Origin of the sequence: Paenibacillus sp. FSL H8-0034 (assembly GCF_038000305.1) — a bacterium.
Classification (GTDB): domain Bacteria; phylum Bacillota; class Bacilli; order Paenibacillales; family NBRC-103111; genus Paenibacillus_S.
Window position 1 is genome coordinate 7,321,433 of record NZ_JBBOBS010000001.1, and the last position, 15,673, is coordinate 7,337,105.

13 protein-coding genes are annotated in these 15,673 nt (G+C 48.3%); 2 read left to right on the forward strand and 11 right to left on the reverse strand.

The annotated features are described in order from the left end of the window. Positions 1-18: 18 nt before the first annotated feature. The 11 genes from NST47_RS32715 to NST47_RS32765 all read right to left on the reverse strand — a co-directional run bounded on the left by NST47_RS32715 (position 19) and on the right by NST47_RS32765 (position 14,612). Positions 19-882 (reverse strand): carbohydrate ABC transporter permease, encoded by an 864-nt coding sequence (locus tag NST47_RS32715; RefSeq protein ID WP_341158873.1) that lies wholly within the window; start codon positions 880-882, stop codon positions 19-21. 1 nt (position 883) lies between these two features. Further along, positions 884-1,768 (reverse strand): ABC transporter permease subunit, encoded by an 885-nt coding sequence (locus NST47_RS32720; RefSeq protein WP_341158874.1) that lies wholly within the window; start codon positions 1,766-1,768, stop codon positions 884-886. A 98-nt stretch (positions 1,769-1,866) separates the two neighbouring features. Continuing rightward, the gene (locus NST47_RS32725) at positions 1,867-3,300 is read right to left on the reverse strand and encodes an extracellular solute-binding protein (protein WP_341158875.1); all 1,434 of its coding nucleotides are present in this window, start codon (positions 3,298-3,300) and stop codon (positions 1,867-1,869) included. A gap of 81 nt (positions 3,301-3,381) precedes the next feature. Continuing rightward, positions 3,382-4,392: a LacI family DNA-binding transcriptional regulator gene (locus NST47_RS32730; protein ID WP_341158876.1), complete on the reverse strand. Its 1,011-nt coding sequence runs from the start codon at positions 4,390-4,392 to the stop codon at positions 3,382-3,384. Between the two features lie 243 nt (positions 4,393-4,635). After that, on the reverse strand, positions 4,636-5,850 hold the full coding sequence (locus NST47_RS32735) for a VWA domain-containing protein (protein WP_341158877.1): 1,215 nt from the start codon (positions 5,848-5,850) through the stop codon (positions 4,636-4,638). A gap of 3 nt (positions 5,851-5,853) precedes the next feature. Next, positions 5,854-8,262 carry a DUF5682 family protein gene (locus NST47_RS32740; RefSeq protein WP_341159804.1) on the reverse strand — a complete coding sequence of 803 codons (2,409 nt, stop codon included), beginning with the start codon at positions 8,260-8,262 and terminating at the stop codon, positions 5,854-5,856. A 29-nt stretch (positions 8,263-8,291) separates the two neighbouring features. After that, positions 8,292-9,383, reverse strand: a complete 1,092-nt coding sequence (locus NST47_RS32745; RefSeq protein ID WP_341158878.1) for an ATP-binding protein — start codon at positions 9,381-9,383, stop codon at positions 8,292-8,294. Continuing rightward, a complete protein-coding gene (locus tag NST47_RS32750) occupies positions 9,359-11,254 on the reverse strand; it encodes a HEAT repeat domain-containing protein (RefSeq protein WP_341158879.1) in 1,896 nt (631 codons plus the stop codon). The genes NST47_RS32745 and NST47_RS32750 overlap by 25 nt, the downstream gene beginning before the upstream one ends. Before the next feature lie 50 nt (positions 11,255-11,304). Beyond that, complete coding sequence (locus NST47_RS32755) at positions 11,305-12,774, reverse strand: SWIM zinc finger family protein (RefSeq protein ID WP_341158880.1); 1,470 nt, start codon at positions 12,772-12,774, stop codon at positions 11,305-11,307. A 135-nt stretch (positions 12,775-12,909) separates the two neighbouring features. Then, the gene (locus tag NST47_RS32760; protein WP_341158881.1) at positions 12,910-13,176 is read right to left on the reverse strand and encodes a hypothetical protein; all 267 of its coding nucleotides are present in this window, start codon (positions 13,174-13,176) and stop codon (positions 12,910-12,912) included. 95 nt (positions 13,177-13,271) lie between these two features. After that, the gene (locus tag NST47_RS32765) at positions 13,272-14,612 is read right to left on the reverse strand and encodes a hypothetical protein (RefSeq protein WP_341158882.1); all 1,341 of its coding nucleotides are present in this window, start codon (positions 14,610-14,612) and stop codon (positions 13,272-13,274) included. Between the two features lie 83 nt (positions 14,613-14,695). Here NST47_RS32765 and NST47_RS32770 point away from each other — a divergent pair, with 83 nt between their 5' ends. After that, complete coding sequence (locus tag NST47_RS32770; RefSeq protein WP_262685281.1) at positions 14,696-14,932, forward strand: DUF6953 family protein; 237 nt, start codon at positions 14,696-14,698, stop codon at positions 14,930-14,932. A gap of 122 nt (positions 14,933-15,054) precedes the next feature. Further along, on the forward strand, positions 15,055-15,666 hold the full coding sequence (locus NST47_RS32775; protein WP_341158883.1) for a TVP38/TMEM64 family protein: 612 nt from the start codon (positions 15,055-15,057) through the stop codon (positions 15,664-15,666). Positions 15,667-15,673 lie beyond the last annotated feature (7 nt).

Genomic DNA, 15,673 nt, shown 5'->3' on the forward strand with positions numbered 1-15,673 from the left:
GGTACATCCATTGCAGCTCTATTCTTTATTAGCACCGACCATAATGCCCTTGACGAAATACTTTTGCACAAACGGATAAATAATGACCAAAGGCAGCAGCGCAATCACAATACCCGCCATCCTGACATTCGTTGTAATGATGAAATTGCTGGAGGTCGCATCCGTATCAATAATAAGTGCTTTCAAGGCAATCTGCAGTGTATATTTCGCATGATTATTAATGTAGAGCAATGCCGGCGTGAATTGATTCCAACGGCTGACGAACTCAAACAAAGCTACTGTGGCCAGACCTGCCTTCGCTAGCGGTAAATACATCGTCGTAAAAATACGAACATCCCCGGCTCCATCCATTCGTGCCGATTCCGACATTTCCAAAGGAACAGTTGAGAAAAAGTTACGCATCAGCAGCACGCCAAAGCCAGAGATCAGACCGGAAAAAATAAGCGCAGATAATGTGTTAAGCAAACCCAGCTCCTTGTTGACGACATACAGTGGGATCATGATCGATTCACTCGGTACCATCATGGTGACCAGGATCAACGATACCATCAGCTTTTTACCAGGCAAACGCGGTTGGACGAGCACATACCCTGCCATAGCACACAAAAACACATGCCCAATGGTGCCGATCACGGTGACAATGACGTTGTTGCTGAATGGCTGATAAAGCTGGAGCCGATTCCATACCGTACTAAAGCCTTCAATGCTGAATTCTTTGGGCCACAGTACAATATCCGGCTGCATGGAAGCAAAGTTGGTGGAAAAGGCCAAAGCAAACGTATTTAGAAAAGGAATGATCATCGTAGCTACAAGAAGAAGCAAAAAGGCGACATTCACTACATCGAAGAGACGTCCCGACCATCCTTTGGATTCAAGCTTCATATTATTTGTCTCCTCCGTCATCATAGCGAATGATCAATCGGGTTATAAAAGTAAGAATTAACGTAGCGAATATAACGATAAAGCCTGCAGCGGTCGCAGTGCCGATATTGAATTCCAGAATACCTTTTTGGAACGTATACATCATGATCACATCGACCTTGCTGGCAATCGCTCCATTTCTCATCACAATGATTTGGTCAAACATACGCAGAGCGCTCAGCACATTGAGCATAATAACTACCTTCATTGTGGAAGCAAGCGATGGAAGTGTGACGAAACGGACCAGCTGCCAGCGGTTCGCGCCATCTATTCTGGCCGCTTCATAGAGAGACGGATTGATGGAAACGATGGAAGCGAGATATAAAATAACAATGAACCCCATGTCTTTCCAGACGGCGGTAAATACCATAATGGAACGTGCATAGATCGTACTCGACATAAAGCTGATCGGTTTGGCGCTTCCAAGCAGCTGGAGTATTTGATTCACGATCCCTGTATCGGGAGACAGCAGCATGATCCACATACCGCCAACAACGACCCATGAGAACAAATGAGGTAAATATACGATCATTTGTGTTAATTTCTTAAACCAGACGGACAATACCTCGTTCAATGACAAGGCAAGTATAATCGGCATAATGAATCCGATGGCGAGCGTAAATCCACCGATAACCAACGTATTTTGAAAAGCTGTCCAAAATGTGGGATCTTTCAGAACAAATAAATAATTATCAAAGCCTACAAAAGGCCGGTTTCCGATTAATCGAAAATTTTGAAAGCTGATGATAAAGCCGCGTACTAACGGATAATACGAAAACAGTAAAAAGTAAGCCAAAATGGGTATCATCATCACATAAAGCGTTTTATACTTCAAGACGGCTTTCAAAAGTCAGCCACCACCTTATCCGCTTGGTAATTTCAGCTATATCGAAGGAAGTAAACAAGCGGTATACTCCCTTCGAACAGCTGAAACTTCATCATAGATTAGTCGATCAGTTTGCTTGCTTTTAGCTGCTCACGCATTTTTTTAACCGCATCGGCGGCCGACATTTCACCGAGAATAGCTTTAAATGAATTTTCATTGATGATCTTCTCGGCATCTGCCCATTTGGCTGGTGTCAGCTCAAGTGTTGCATATTTCACAACCAGCTCCTGAGCTTCTTTTACCCCTGGCAGCAGACCGAAAGGAGGTTGAACCTTTTTGTTGTACCAGAAAGGGACGCCATGGTCCATTGCATGCTCTTTACCTGTTTTGGTAAGCTCGTATTTACCGCCGCTCTCCGTATAATCATTGTCTTTAATGCCCAGGCTTCCGAGCATAATGCCGTCTTTGGAATGCCACCATTCGATAAATTCAAATGCTGTTTTCGGATGCTCCGCATTCACCGGAATGACCCATACGTCCGGATCACCGCGACGGATCATATATTTGCCGTTCGCATCTGCTGCGCCAGGAAGTCCTTTTGCTTCAAACGTCGTTGCAGCATCCTGCTCTTTTCTTGTATTGTTGAGCATCCCTACCCAGGCGTCCCAATAAGTGATCATGCCTACACGATCCGTCAAAAACAAATTACGCATTTTACCGGTATCGTTGGTCGCAAAGTTAGGATCCAATATGCCTTCTTTATAAAGCTTATTCAGCCACTCATAAATCGGGATAGCCGCATCCGTCGAGTAAGGCACATCCAGCTTGCCGTCCTTCTCCACATAACGCTGCTTCAAGCCCGCTGCGCTGAAAATACCTTGCAGCTCATACATACCTGCTGTGCTTAAACCATAGGTGTCCTTTTTGCCGTTGCCATCCGGGTCCTGTTCGGTAAATGCTTTTAACACCTTGTAATAGTCATCCAATGTTTTGGGTTCCTGCAAATTCAACTTCTTTAACCAGTCATTTCGTACAATCGGCATCGTTCCGCCTTGAAACTTTGAGAACACACCATAAATCTTGCCGTCTTTCGTTTTGATCTGATCCCATTCACCCGCGGGCAAAACCTCGGGATCGGACAATACTTTGGAAGCTTTTACTTGATCCGTAAGAGGTGTCAAAATACCTTGATCGATGAACAGGTTCATTTTTTCTTTACTGATCTGAAGCAGATCGAACTTCTCGCCCGATGCAATGGCAGCCAGCAATTTCTGGTCATAATCGGATGCTGGTTTATCCAGCTTTGCCTTAATACCGGTCAACCGCTCAATTTCTTTTTCGAACAGTGTGTTCTCTTCAGGTGTTTTACCGCCAATAACGCCTGACATCATACGGAGAGTTCTGTCTTCCTTTTTGTCATTTCCTTTTGGCGCGTTTGCATCTGAATTGCCTGTTGACGGTGCTGCAGTATCGTTTCCGGTACAACCTGCCAATATAGTGCCCAGCAGTGCAATCGCCATCGTTAAACTCATAATTTTCGATTTGGTTATCATGATATACCTCCCAGATTATATACAACCTTTACACAATCTTAATAAAGCGTTTACATTTATGACCCGCCTATTGGCGGCCTATTACAGTAACCTGCACGATTCGCGAATAACCAATTTGGCTTCAATGATCTTTTGCTCGACGATATCTACATCTTTCATTTTCTCGACTAAAATTTTGGCTGCTTCCGTACCCAGCATTTCTGCGGATAGCTCAACCGAGGTTAACGCAGGCGTCATTTCCTGTGCCAGAGTAGCATCATTGCTTAAGGCTATAAGCGAAAGCTCGCCGGGTATATCGATGCCAAGCTCTCTTGCGGCCCTCATGACCCCTAGTGCTACGCGGTCCGTATCCGTAATGATGGCGGTGAATCGATTAGGCTCATAGATGTTCTTAAGTGAAACATAACCATATTCAGTAGGATTGGCATGCTGCCTTCTCGAGTAGTTCATAACGTGTACCTGATCATAGGATTGACCACTTTGCTGGAAAGCTTCTGCCAAACCATTTTCCCGGTCAATAGCAACCGTCATATCAGCGCTGGAATTAAGGAATAAAATAGCTGTGTGTCCGAGTTCAATTAAATATTGACCCACCTGCAAACTTAAGTGTCTGTTATCATTGTCGACATAACTAATTTGTTCTTCAATTGGATCTGGACGGCCAATCAATACTAACGGGATGCCCATTTGATTGTACCTTTCAATACGAGGATCCTGTTTTCTTGGGTTCAGCATAATGACACCATCCACGGGATCGATGGAAAATTGGGTTGGATCATCATGTTCAGGAAGTGTATCTAATAAAAGTCTGTAGCCCTGCTTGGAAAACTCTCTTATAACACCATTGATCATCTGAATCTCGAAACCCGACATCACGCTATCTTTGGAAATCGGCATTTTCAAGCCTGCTATCATCGTTTTCTTAATAGCCAGACTTCGCGCTACATGGCTCGGGTAATACCCTAAGTCCTTGGCAACCTCCAGAACCCGTTCAGTTACAGGACGGCTGATAGGTCTTTTTTTGCTGAATACACTGGATACCGTTCCCTTGGAAACACCCGCAGCTTTGGCTACGTCATCGATGGTTGCCATTTGATCCCCCCTTTTTACGATTGTTAAGAAATCATTAAACCGGTTTAATGATTTCCCCAATAAAAACCGATTCATTAAACCGGTTTAACTTTGATCATGTCATTATTATACAAAGCGTTTTGTTAACTTTCAACCTCTTTTTGTAAAATATAAGTAAATATTTAATGAACCTAGGCTTGGAGCCCGATGAAATGACCGTAAAGATCAGCTTCATCGGACCTCAGGCAAGGAATTTGACTGGATCTATGGGTTCGAACCCGCCTGTACCCGATTAGCGAGCATCAGCAGATCCTGTCCCTTCAAGGCCCCCTCGATCAGCTCAGGCAGACGGTCGGGAGAGCAGCCAAAGCAGGGAATACCAAACTGGGATAGTTTTTTGGCTACCGTTTCGTCATAGGAAGGCGTCCCTTCATCCGATAAAGCCAGCAAACAAATCGTCTTTACACCGGCCTGCTGCAAATCGTCCAATCTGCGCAGCAGCTCCGAACGGTTGCCGCCCTCATATAAATCCGTTACGAGAATGAACAAAGTCTTCTTCGGCTCCGTAATGAATTGCTCGCAGTAGGCGACCGATTTATTAATGTCCGTGCCTCCACCCAGCTGTATACCGAACAGCATATCTACCGGGTCTTCTGCACACTGCTCACTAAGATCAACAACCTCGGTATCAAAGGCGACCACACGCGTATCAAGTGCCGGCATACTGGCAAAGATCGAACCGATAATCGAGGCATAGATCACCGAATTGGCCATCGAGCCGCTTTGATCGATATCGAGGATAACGGTCCATTCCTTGCTTTTGCGCGCGCGATCAAAAAAGTAAACCTTCTGCGGAATGAGCAGCTGCCGTTCCTGATCGTAGTGCTTCAGGTTGGCTCTGATCGTACGATTCCAATCGAGACCAGTAAAGGATGGCAGCGGCGAATGCTGCCTCCGGTTGAGCGCCCCCGTGACCGCACGCTGCATATTCGACGATAGCCGTTTTACAATTTCCTCGACTACGGCTCTAACCAGCTGTCTAGCCGTTTCCTTCGTTTTCTCGGGTATCTTGCCTTTAAGCGCCATCAAGGTCGCCACCATTTGAATATCCGGTTTTACCTGTGACAACAGCTCAGGCTCAAACAACAGCTGTGTTAATCCCTTGCGCTCTATCGCATCTGCTTGAATAACAGATACCACGTCCTGCGGAAAAAAAGAACGGATGTCTCCCAGCCATTTGGCGAGCTTCGGCGAGGAAGGGCCCAGCCCGGCTGACCTTGATTTGCCCGAACTACCCGCCTCCTGGCCCGATGCATCCGCTGTATCATCGTAGATGGCAGCCAGTGCCTCATCCATCAACACATCATCTCCGTCGAGCAGCCTGCCGGAGCCCCCGCCGCACGCCTTCAGCTTCTCCTCTGAGGCCGCGCCCAGAACCAATCTCCACCGCTTTACCTGTTCCTGATTGATGGTTGTCATAGTTTACAAATCCCCGAAATCAAAGTCATTAAGCTCATCGAGTTTCCCCTTTTCTTCCTCACTGAGCGGCTGCTGCAGCATTTCACCTGTCTGGCCTGCATCAACTCCCCAGATATCACCCATCATCTCGGCAATCGCTGCCTTTTCCCGCGGCTCAAACGATCCAAAGGCTCTCCGTAAAAAAACGAGCGAACGGTGAAATTGCTCCTCCTCCAGTGATTCCATATAAGCGTCCAGCTGCTTCCATAACGATAAACGGGAGAGCAGTGCATAGCGGTTGCGCATGGACAAGCCTTCAAACCAGCCAGCTCCGAGATCCGCAGGGATGCCGGGCGAAAGCCGTCTAGATACCTCCTGAGCGCTTTGCTCCTCAGAAATCTCGTTGCACTCCAACAGGATGGCAAAAGCAAATCCGGAGCATTTGGCATTCCGGTCATCCCGGGAGGACAGCTCATGCAGCCTGTTTAGCCATAGCCTGTCATCGACAATTTCATAATGCTCCTGAGCGATTCCATGCAGCGTCTGAATGGCGGACACGATGCCTTTGGCAGCATCATCATTACAATTTGCGGCATCCACGAGCTGAAGCGCGCCTCGCAAAAACAGCTGCTGCAGCAAAGGAATTAAGGAGCTGGTCTCAATTCTCCGCAATGATCCATATTGGATCAAGACCGACAGCTCATAAGCGGCTGCGGCAATTTGATTTAAATTGCCCACATCGACAGCAAGCTGCTGCAGGGTCGCTCTGGCTTGCTCCATCAGCTTCGGCAAACCGCAATCGCATGCAATCCGAATAAGACGTGATGCTTCGGCAATATCGTCGCATGACTCCAGTCTTTCATTGAGCACAAAGGCTGCCGCCAGCTCTATCGTCTCACCTTTTAAGGTAGACTCCACAGTTTGGATTTCGGCTTCTGGCGTCCATTGCAAAATCCAATGCTCAGCCCATGAAGCTGCATCCTGATGAACCCGCTGCTTGCGGGCGAAGTTGATGCCAAGCAGCTCCAGCCGATGTAGGAGAACAGACCTCGATAGATCGATAAAAGCGGCTTCCTCCGTCTTCACCCGGCGATTTTCTCTTAGGTCAAGCTGCAGTGTGCTCGCTACTGTCGATTTGTATTTCTCCAGCTTCAGCCGCTTCAGCTCACGATTCATATCATCCTGAATCGGCGTCTGGCTGACGCCTTCCGGCAAGCTGCCGATGGCTGTCCCCACATCAGTTCTGGCTAAAGCCTCCGCTATCGGCGACAGCTCTCCGTATCCGAGACAAACAACTGCCGCGTCACGTAAATCCTTCCAGGTTGGCTGACTGCCTCCCTGCAGCGATGCAAGTGCTTCCGCCAACCGTACCGCTTCAATAATCGCTGCAGTCGAGCGATACGTGCCTTGCTCGCGAAGAGCAGCGGCTACATGAGAAAAATATAAGGAGGGCAGCTGACTCAAATCCCCCTTTTGCAAGCATTGCCAAAATAAAGTGAAGTAAGCTGGAGCCTGATTCCCGGCTCCGTATCCCGAATGCGTGGACAGCTTATAGAAAGAATAGGGCATCAACGTCAGCTTGGTTGAAGCTTTGGGTAAGCTCGCCAGCTGCTTGTCATTCATGACCGGCAGTCTTAGATCAAGAGCCGAAGCATGGTGCGCGCCTGTAACGACAACTACCCGTTCCGGTGAATGTCCGGCCTCCAGCAGATCGCGGATTCGACGCCTCATATACGCTTCACGAATCTCATTGTAGGCAGTCTCTGCGGCGGCGTGCTTCCGTTCATCCTGCTCGGACAAGGCACGCATCTGGTATGAAAACTCGTAGATGGAGCGCTGATAAGCATCCTTCTGCGTATTGTGCTCAAAATGACGTTCCCAGTAAGCATCGTAATCAGGCTCACCCGCAAGCTCGGCTATGCGCTCATAACGCTCATGCTGCTGGCGCAAATAAGCCTGCAGCGCGTTTTCCCCGGGACTGTCTGCTGCTTGCTGTTCACCATGCTGTTGATCATCCTGAGACTGTACTTGTGGTCCACTATCCTGCTCATCCTGAACATCTGGCACAGCTTTGCGTTGGTTCCGCCGCTGCTCATACAGCGCCAGGCCCAAGTTCGACGGCAAATCGATGAATTCGGTATGCACACCATGACGGTTGGCCCATACGAAGGCCTGATATTCCGGCGAATATTCAGCCAGCGGGTAGAGCAGCGTCCGTACCGGAAGCTGGTCCGTATAAGCGAGTATCGCAATCGGCGGCACGACACCACGGGAGGTTAGCTGTTGAATAAGGCCGCTTGCATCACTCGGCCCTTCGACCAGAATAGCAGTCGGCTTAACCTTATCGAGAAAAGACAACAAATGATGGGCGCCGGCAGGGGATAAATGCCGAATCCCGAATACATGAAAGCCATTGTCCAGTTCTTCTCCCACAGGAGAGCCGTTGTGAGCAGCGTTGTTATTCAATTGTTCATCTCCGAGCAGGCGTTGTACAGACTTCTCCAAGATGATCCCCGCTTCTTCATCACATTTTCCAAATATTCCCTCCAGACCAGGCTGTCCTTTTCTTCATCCTTCACAATCGCACCCTGCAGTCCTGCCGCGACATCTTCATCCGTAATCGTACCGTTCCCGAAGCTGGCTGCCAAAGCCATACTTCCTGTCAGCAAGGAGATCGCCTCTGCTGTGGAAATGACTCCGCTTGGCGGCTTAATCTTGCTCTTGCTGTCAAGCGTCATTCCGCTTCTTAATTCACGGAAAATTGTCACGACTTTACGTACCGCTTCATCGTCCGGAGGGGAAGCGTTCAGCTCATAATTCGCGGAGATTTCACCGACACGTTTACGAACAATGCCTACCTCGGTTTCAATATCCGACGGTGCCGGGAGCACAATAATATTAAAACGCCGTTTCAAGGCTGCCGACATTTCATTAACGCCACGATCCCTGGTGTTCGCTGTAGCAATCACTGAAAAGCCGCGTGCCGCCGACAACTCCCGATCAAGCTCGGGAATTGACAATGTTTTTTCAGATAAAATCGAGATTAAAGCATCCTGAACCTCTGAGGCGCAGCGTGAAATTTCTTCAAATCGCGTAATGCCACCACTCTCCATCGCGCGGAAAATCGGGCTTTTGATTAACGCCTGATCGGATGGCCCCTGGGCCAGCAGCATCGCATAGTTCCATGAATAACGAATATGCTCCTCGCTTGTACCCGCTGTTCCCTGAATGACCTTGGAGGAGTCCCCATGAATCGCAGCGGTCAAATTCTCGGAAAGCCATGACTTGGCTGTTCCCGGCTCGCCAATCAGCATCAGCGCCCTGTCGGTCAGCAGTGTGGCAATGGCCATTTCTACCAGACGGCGGTTCCCGATATATTTGGGCGTGATATCCACGCCGCCTGCGGTACCTCCAGTAATGAACGTCAGCACGGATTTAGGAGAAAGCTTCCAGCCTGAAGGCAAGGCATCCTTATCCGCTTGCTTCAAAGCCTCAAGCTCGTGTTCGTATAACCGCTCGGCTGGAAGCCTTAAGACATCTTGTTTTTGATCCATCCCCATAATCCCTTTCCCTTCTCGGTAACCGATTCATTGGCTAACTCTTCTGGTTTGGCTGCTACGGACTCAGCAATGGCAAGTATCTGATTTTTGATGTTCTCATACGTAAGCGCCTCAGCGAACTTCTGCAGCCTGTCAGCATAGGAACGCGGCAGCAGATTCAGAAGCGCACGCTGCTCGGTGTCTAAATAATACAAATTTTTGACCGATTCCTTCTCCAAGATGCCCATTAACAGCTCCGGCGCTTCTTTGTAACCAATTCGGAATAATGCCAGCAGCAGCGAGGAGGTACGATGTGTCCGAAAGCTTGGTTTCAATTGAAGCTTGCTGGACATATACGCGGCAATGTGTGGGTTCGGTCGATCTGCAAGGCACCATACCAGCTCTTCCTCATCAATTTCCACAAATACATCAATCCATCTCGGATCAAGCTTGGATGCAGACTCGCCTGCTGCAAACGATGTGGCATTAAAGTCCTCATCATCCCAGCCTGCTGCCAGCAATTGCTTGGACAACGAAGGGGTGACCCGATGTATCGCGCCTAATAGCTGTTTGGCAGCCACTTTTTTTGGATTCGACAATTCCGGTGCAAACCGCTTATACACCTCTTCAGGCGAAAGTGTTTTATAAGCTGCACGGAAGCTGTAGGCAATAAAGGTGCCGTTATACGCATCCTGTAGGCTGATTGCAAATTCATAGGCTTCCGGTGTATGCATCCACAATAGCTGATTAGCAGCCTGCTGCTGGATTTCTTCTGTTTCTGGAATGATAAAATCGGTCGTGGAGAGCAGCTTCTTCAGGAATGCCAGCACTTCCTCAGGCTGCTTCTCATCCAGTGCTTGTACATCGGCAAGGAGCTGCTTGATCGCTTCTTCTCTTTCCTTATTCACAGCGGCATTCGCAGCTCCGACTATTCCCTGCCCGCTAACGATACGCTGCAAATTTTCCTCAGCATTGGCAATAATCTTGCTTGTCAGCGTGACTGCACTGCATTGTGATACAGGCTCTGCGGCAAGCTCACGATCCTTGGACGAGGTTAAAGCCTGATACAGACGATCCACTGCCCTCTCCGTTCCGAGCTTTGCCAGGCCGGCAAAAGCTGCGCTGCGAATCTCCTTTTTCTTATCATCGGCTTGTTCCAGAATATAGCTTTCCTGTTCCGAATAATTGCCGAGCAGCTCTATTGCAGCTGAACGGACGTCTAGAGAACCCTCCTGGGCAGCCTGAAGATAGAGGTCCATACCGGAAGCATCCAGCAAACGATGCAGCAGCCTGAGCCGACGCCCATCCGGTTTACCACCCTGTGGATTGTATTGCTCCCGAAGCGCTGGAAGTGCATCCGCACCATAAGCCGGAATGACCTTCTCATAGACGAATTCGGCAATCTCCGAGTAACCATCATCCAGAGCAGCTACCACAAGCGGGATGATTCGGAAATCCTGCAGGTTTCCATCCTCAAAAGACAGACGGAGCTGCTCCATTCTTCCCTGGCCCTTGGATGTTAATGCCTCGACAGCCGGATGAAGCCTGCGGTGAGGAATCGTAGTTGAACATGCGATATTCGTTCCCTCAACCTGTACACTCTCTGCCATACCGCCTGTCGGCTCTGTTGTACCCTGTGTATACAAAATCGAATTCACTAGTATACTGAGGTCTAGCAGCTTTACGGCGGCCTGCTCGGCTTTTTGCGGCTCTATTACCTGGGCCAGCGACTGGGCCACCCTATTGAAAACAGGCGCAGCTTCGCCAAGCTTTTGCAGTTGGGGCAATATTTTCGTCAAACGAAGGTCGCCTTCTGCCAGCCCGCTGCCGGCAATAAACAAACGTCGTATCTCTTGCTGCAAATCGGATAAAATAGCTATGCTCATCACATGATCTCCTAACCTTCTCAGTTATCCTTATGACCTAATCTGATCCATCAATACAGCAATTGAATAATTTCATCAGGTGTCACAATGCTTATCGGCTGGGCCTGCAAGCGGTTGGTTTGCCTATCGTGGCCAAAAAGGACAAGCAGGGCCTGATTATGTACAACTTGCTTATTCAGCAGAGGAATCAGCGGCGTGGTGGCACGATCTGCAAAGGCGACATCTGCGAGCATGATCGATTTCCCTTGTCCATCCACGATGACAAATCCGTCATCCACTCGCCTAATTTCGGTATAAGCCAGCAGCAGGGCCGGATGTTTATCCGATAACGGGTTTTTAATCTGATTTTTCACCAGCTTGATCGCTTCGGTAAACGATTTGTGAGCTGCAGCCGCAATTTGGACATAGTCCCCCTTTACCAGATCACGCAGCGCGGCTTCCTCGAAGCGTACTCTCGCATTAATCTCACCCGGATACATGAACAGCTCCTGAGGCATGACCACCTGATAGACAGAGTCCTCCTCCCGCATATGCTTGGCTGCGCGAAAAGGCCGATAGGAACGCGTCACATCGATTCGTCCCGAACGCAGGTCAACCCAATAGCCTTCATCGACAAATTCACTGCGAGCCTGGTCCGTATAGGACAGGAATGCCAACTGAACCAGCTCCGCGCCAGACCGCACACGCCCATGCTCCCGCAGCTCGGCAAGCTGCCAGGCATGACCGATCCGTTCCTCCAGCGTCGTTTCGATGTCGATCGGGGTGTCTGGGTTATCAAGTCGGGCCGTTAAATAATCGCGGCTTTTTTTGACTAACGTATGTAAGATTCCCAGATGTTCAACGATGGCGGCATACATCGATTCTTTATCCTTCAAGTCATTCGCAGAGCCTATCTCAAGCAGCAGCTCGCGAAAAGCAATCTGCAGTCCCGGTATGTAATAATTGCCCAATTGCTTCGATTGATCCTCTAAGGTTTTTAATGTTTTTTTATCCAGACTGCCAAGTCCCGCCTGCGTCAGCTGATGAATCAGCTTTTCCAATAGCGAGATGCCTTCGAGCTGTGCAGCTATTTTTTTAAGTAAAGCCGCTTGGTTGGTCTTTTTCTTCTTGGGAGAAGCTTCGCCTTGGGGCTCGTTCTTTTTTTCCTCCCGCTTCTCTTCGCGCTTCTCCGCCTTCTCTCGTTTTCCGACAATATCAGCGGGAATATCAGCAGTCACAAAAGAATCGCCCTGTGCATATGCGTACATCAGTCCAAGTATATGCTTGCAAGGAAATTGCCGGCTTGGGCAGGAGCAGCGAAACACCGGTTCATCCGGCTTCACCAGATCTACCGAGCAGCGATACGGCTCCTTGCCGCTCCCCTTGCATTCGCCAAATATAAGCGATTCGTCAACCGATTTACCCAGCATCGGAAAGCTTTTCTTCTTGGCCAGATCGCGGCCATTTTTCATAGCGCTGGCGTTAATCGCCAATGAATCCACATAAGCTTCGGTAATTGAGATCATCGTATTTCCTTTCATGTACAAGAATATGACGATAGTTTTTGAGATAAAACACTGAATGATTTCTACATTTTCCTTAAGTTTCCTTTATTTTTACCCGTTCAACAAAAAAACGAACCCCTGAAAAGGAGGTTCGTTAGGTATGAATCAGCTTCACTGCTGCGTATTGGTGTTGTTTGTGCTCTTCTTCTCCGGTGTGACTCTCGCAGGCCTCGATACCCAATTGGCGCGATTCATCGGTTTAATCTGATCAACCCGGGTTACCTCTTGGACGACGGTTTGTACAGACATGCCAGACTCTTCTTGAGGCGGGGCGATACTGCTTTTGTTAGCTGCCGCGTTAGCCTTGCTGCTCTTTCCTTCCGGTGGTCCGCCTCCTCCGTTGCGTTTCCCCTTATTCCATACTCTTCCCTTGCTCATCTCACCACTCCATTATTTATCGATCTTAATCATACCTGTAGTATAAGTAATATCCGCGAGTAAATCCATTCTTATCTGACATTCCTCAGACCTCTCTAATGAATAATCGTAATAATCCCGATCCCCAGCACAGCTACGATCAGCAGATGCCAGCCATTATAACGAAGTCCGACCTGAAGCCCGGAAAGGCCGGTAAGGCGGCTAACCATCAAATTCAGCGGATTCACAGGGCTTAACACTGACGAAATCGACCAGGCAAGCATTAGCAGCATAGCCAATATGGGATTTGTGGTACCCAGCTGTTCGGCGTTCATTTGTGTAACTAAAGCTGTGACAATCACCATCGGATGGATGCCGATAAAGGTGACGGCAACTATGGTCACGACCACGCAAACAGCAAATAGCATAAACGATTGATTTGCAAGCGTAGTGAGAACCCAACCAATGCCGCTGCCAAAGTCGGTGCCCTGCATCGCCCGTCCCAAAAGGCCTGCACTTGTATACAGCACAATTTCATTATTCATGAGGGGTACGGATTGATCCCTGAAATCGATCCAATGCGGGATTAACCGGCTCCAGCCCTTTGTGACCAACCCCCACCCGAGCGGAAAAGCAATCGCAAGCAAGCTGACGATCACCAGCATCGACCAATGCGTCAACGATTCCAATACAAATGTGGTCGTCATCAAAACCACAATAATGATTCCCATTTGCAGCAGCTTGGTGCGGTACCCTTTTACGACGTCCTCTGCAAACTCCGTGTCTTCGGACTCCATATTCAGAGGGTGTCGGCTTTGTGAAATCGCAAACAGAATATTGCCTATAAGTAGAAACAGCAGCGCCAACCCAATCCCGTAAGCCATATAACCTGTGACTGGAATTTGTAAATAATAGAGCACCAATCCGACAGCCGCATAATAAGGCGACCACAGCATCGTCGTCGAGAAGCCGACTAGATAGCTTTTGGCTAACAAGGCCGGAGGAAGCTTCAGATCCTTAAGCAGCTCGTCCACCATACGAACCGAGCCCAGATTCAGAATCGGGCCTAATATAAACAAGACGCTCGTAATTCCTGAAAACAGACTGCGCGGATGATGCCTTAAGCCCTGCAGGAACAGATGAATCGCGCTAAAATATCCACCCAGCTTTAAGGGCAAGGACAACAGCGGCACCAAAATGACTAACGTTAACAGCGGAAGATTCATCGAGATGCCGTCACTGATCCCTTGAAATCCGGTACCTTTCCCCCATTCCAGGGTGATACCTACAATCAGCATAACGATACCATACCAACGCGCTGTAGGGTTCGCCTTCGTCGCACTTCCCGCAAAAGCGATCAGTGTCATCACAATAATAACAGGCTCCAGCCAATGCAGCCGGGCAAAATATTGAATCAGAAACAAACCACACATTCCCAAAATCAAATAACTTCGCACGTACAATTTCTCCTTTGTTAAACATCTGTCAATTAGTATGATATATTAATAGTTAATCATATCACAGCTAGGGAGCGATTCGTTTGGAAATTACAGCAGAAGAAGTAGCTGAATGGATGTTGAAGGAAGTACGATTTGCCGGAATTTTATATCAAGCACAAGCCGTTACCTATATTAGTGAAAACTTTGGTGAATCCTTTATTTATGTGAATGACAATGGCAATCCGTCCATATCCAAGGAAGTCAAAAAGATTTTCAAAAAACTGCACAAGGGCCGTGTAGCCTGGGATCGGGATGGCTTTTTTTGGGGCTGGACCTAGGACTTAGTTCGTACAATCATAAAAGGCGGCCTCTCCGACAAATTCTTTTGAGGGAGGGTCGCCCTTTCCAACCTGCAATGAATGCGAATTGTATGCTTCCGTATGGATCATAAGGAGAGCTCATGAAAAAATGGTATACCGGCCTTACCTATGCGGCCATGCTGCTGATCTTTTTCCTGTACAAGGATGAAATTTTATTGTGGATGCAAAATGGAAATGCTCCGCTCTACGTTGTATTTCTCATCGCAATGGGTTTTATAATCATCCCTGTCGTTCCTTATAAAGTGATCATCGGACTGCTCGGTTTTGTGTATGGTCCATGGATAGGCGCTCTGATCAGCTGGTCTGCAGCGTCAGTTGCTTCGGTGCTTATATTTTTAATGGCTCGTACATTCTTTCACATTCAGGCCAGAGCTTTTTTATCCAAATTCAACCGACTGGAAAAGCTGCATGAAAGGATAGAACGCAACCCGTTTATGACGATCCTGTTCGCTCGGCTGATGCCGTTTATTCCTCAGGCTGTCGTCAATATTTATCCTGCCGTTCTCTCTATACGCCTGCTGCCTTTTGCTACAGCTTCTGCTATCGGAAAAATTCCAGCCATGCTGTTATTTGCTTTTATCGGGAGCAGCTTGACGTCAGATACCCGCAGCCTGCTGCTATCGATTGGTGTGTATGTGTTATTCTTGCTGATAACGTTCCTGATTTACCGAATATGGAAACAAAAAAAGTAACCCTCAG

Excerpts from the sequence above, each read along its gene's own strand:
- NST47_RS32745 (WP_341158878.1), bottom strand. The coding sequence starts at position 9,383 with ATGGATCAAAAACAAGATGTCTTAAGGCTTCCAGCCGAGCGGTTATAC.
- NST47_RS32760 (WP_341158881.1), bottom strand. The coding sequence starts at position 13,176 with ATGAGCAAGGGAAGAGTATGGAATAAGGGGAAACGCAACGGAGGAGGC.
- NST47_RS32735 (WP_341158877.1), bottom strand. The coding sequence starts at position 5,850 with ATGACAACCATCAATCAGGAACAGGTAAAGCGGTGGAGATTGGTTCTG.
- NST47_RS32730 (WP_341158876.1), bottom strand. The coding sequence starts at position 4,392 with ATGGCAACCATCGATGACGTAGCCAAAGCTGCGGGTGTTTCCAAGGGA.
- NST47_RS32715 (WP_341158873.1), bottom strand. The coding sequence starts at position 882 with ATGAAGCTTGAATCCAAAGGATGGTCGGGACGTCTCTTCGATGTAGTG.
- NST47_RS32725 (WP_341158875.1), bottom strand. The coding sequence starts at position 3,300 with ATGATAACCAAATCGAAAATTATGAGTTTAACGATGGCGATTGCACTG.
- NST47_RS32775 (WP_341158883.1), top strand. The coding sequence starts at position 15,055 with ATGAAAAAATGGTATACCGGCCTTACCTATGCGGCCATGCTGCTGATC.
- NST47_RS32750 (WP_341158879.1), bottom strand. The coding sequence starts at position 11,254 with ATGAGCATAGCTATTTTATCCGATTTGCAGCAAGAGATACGACGTTTG.
- NST47_RS32755 (WP_341158880.1), bottom strand. The coding sequence starts at position 12,774 with ATGAAAGGAAATACGATGATCTCAATTACCGAAGCTTATGTGGATTCA.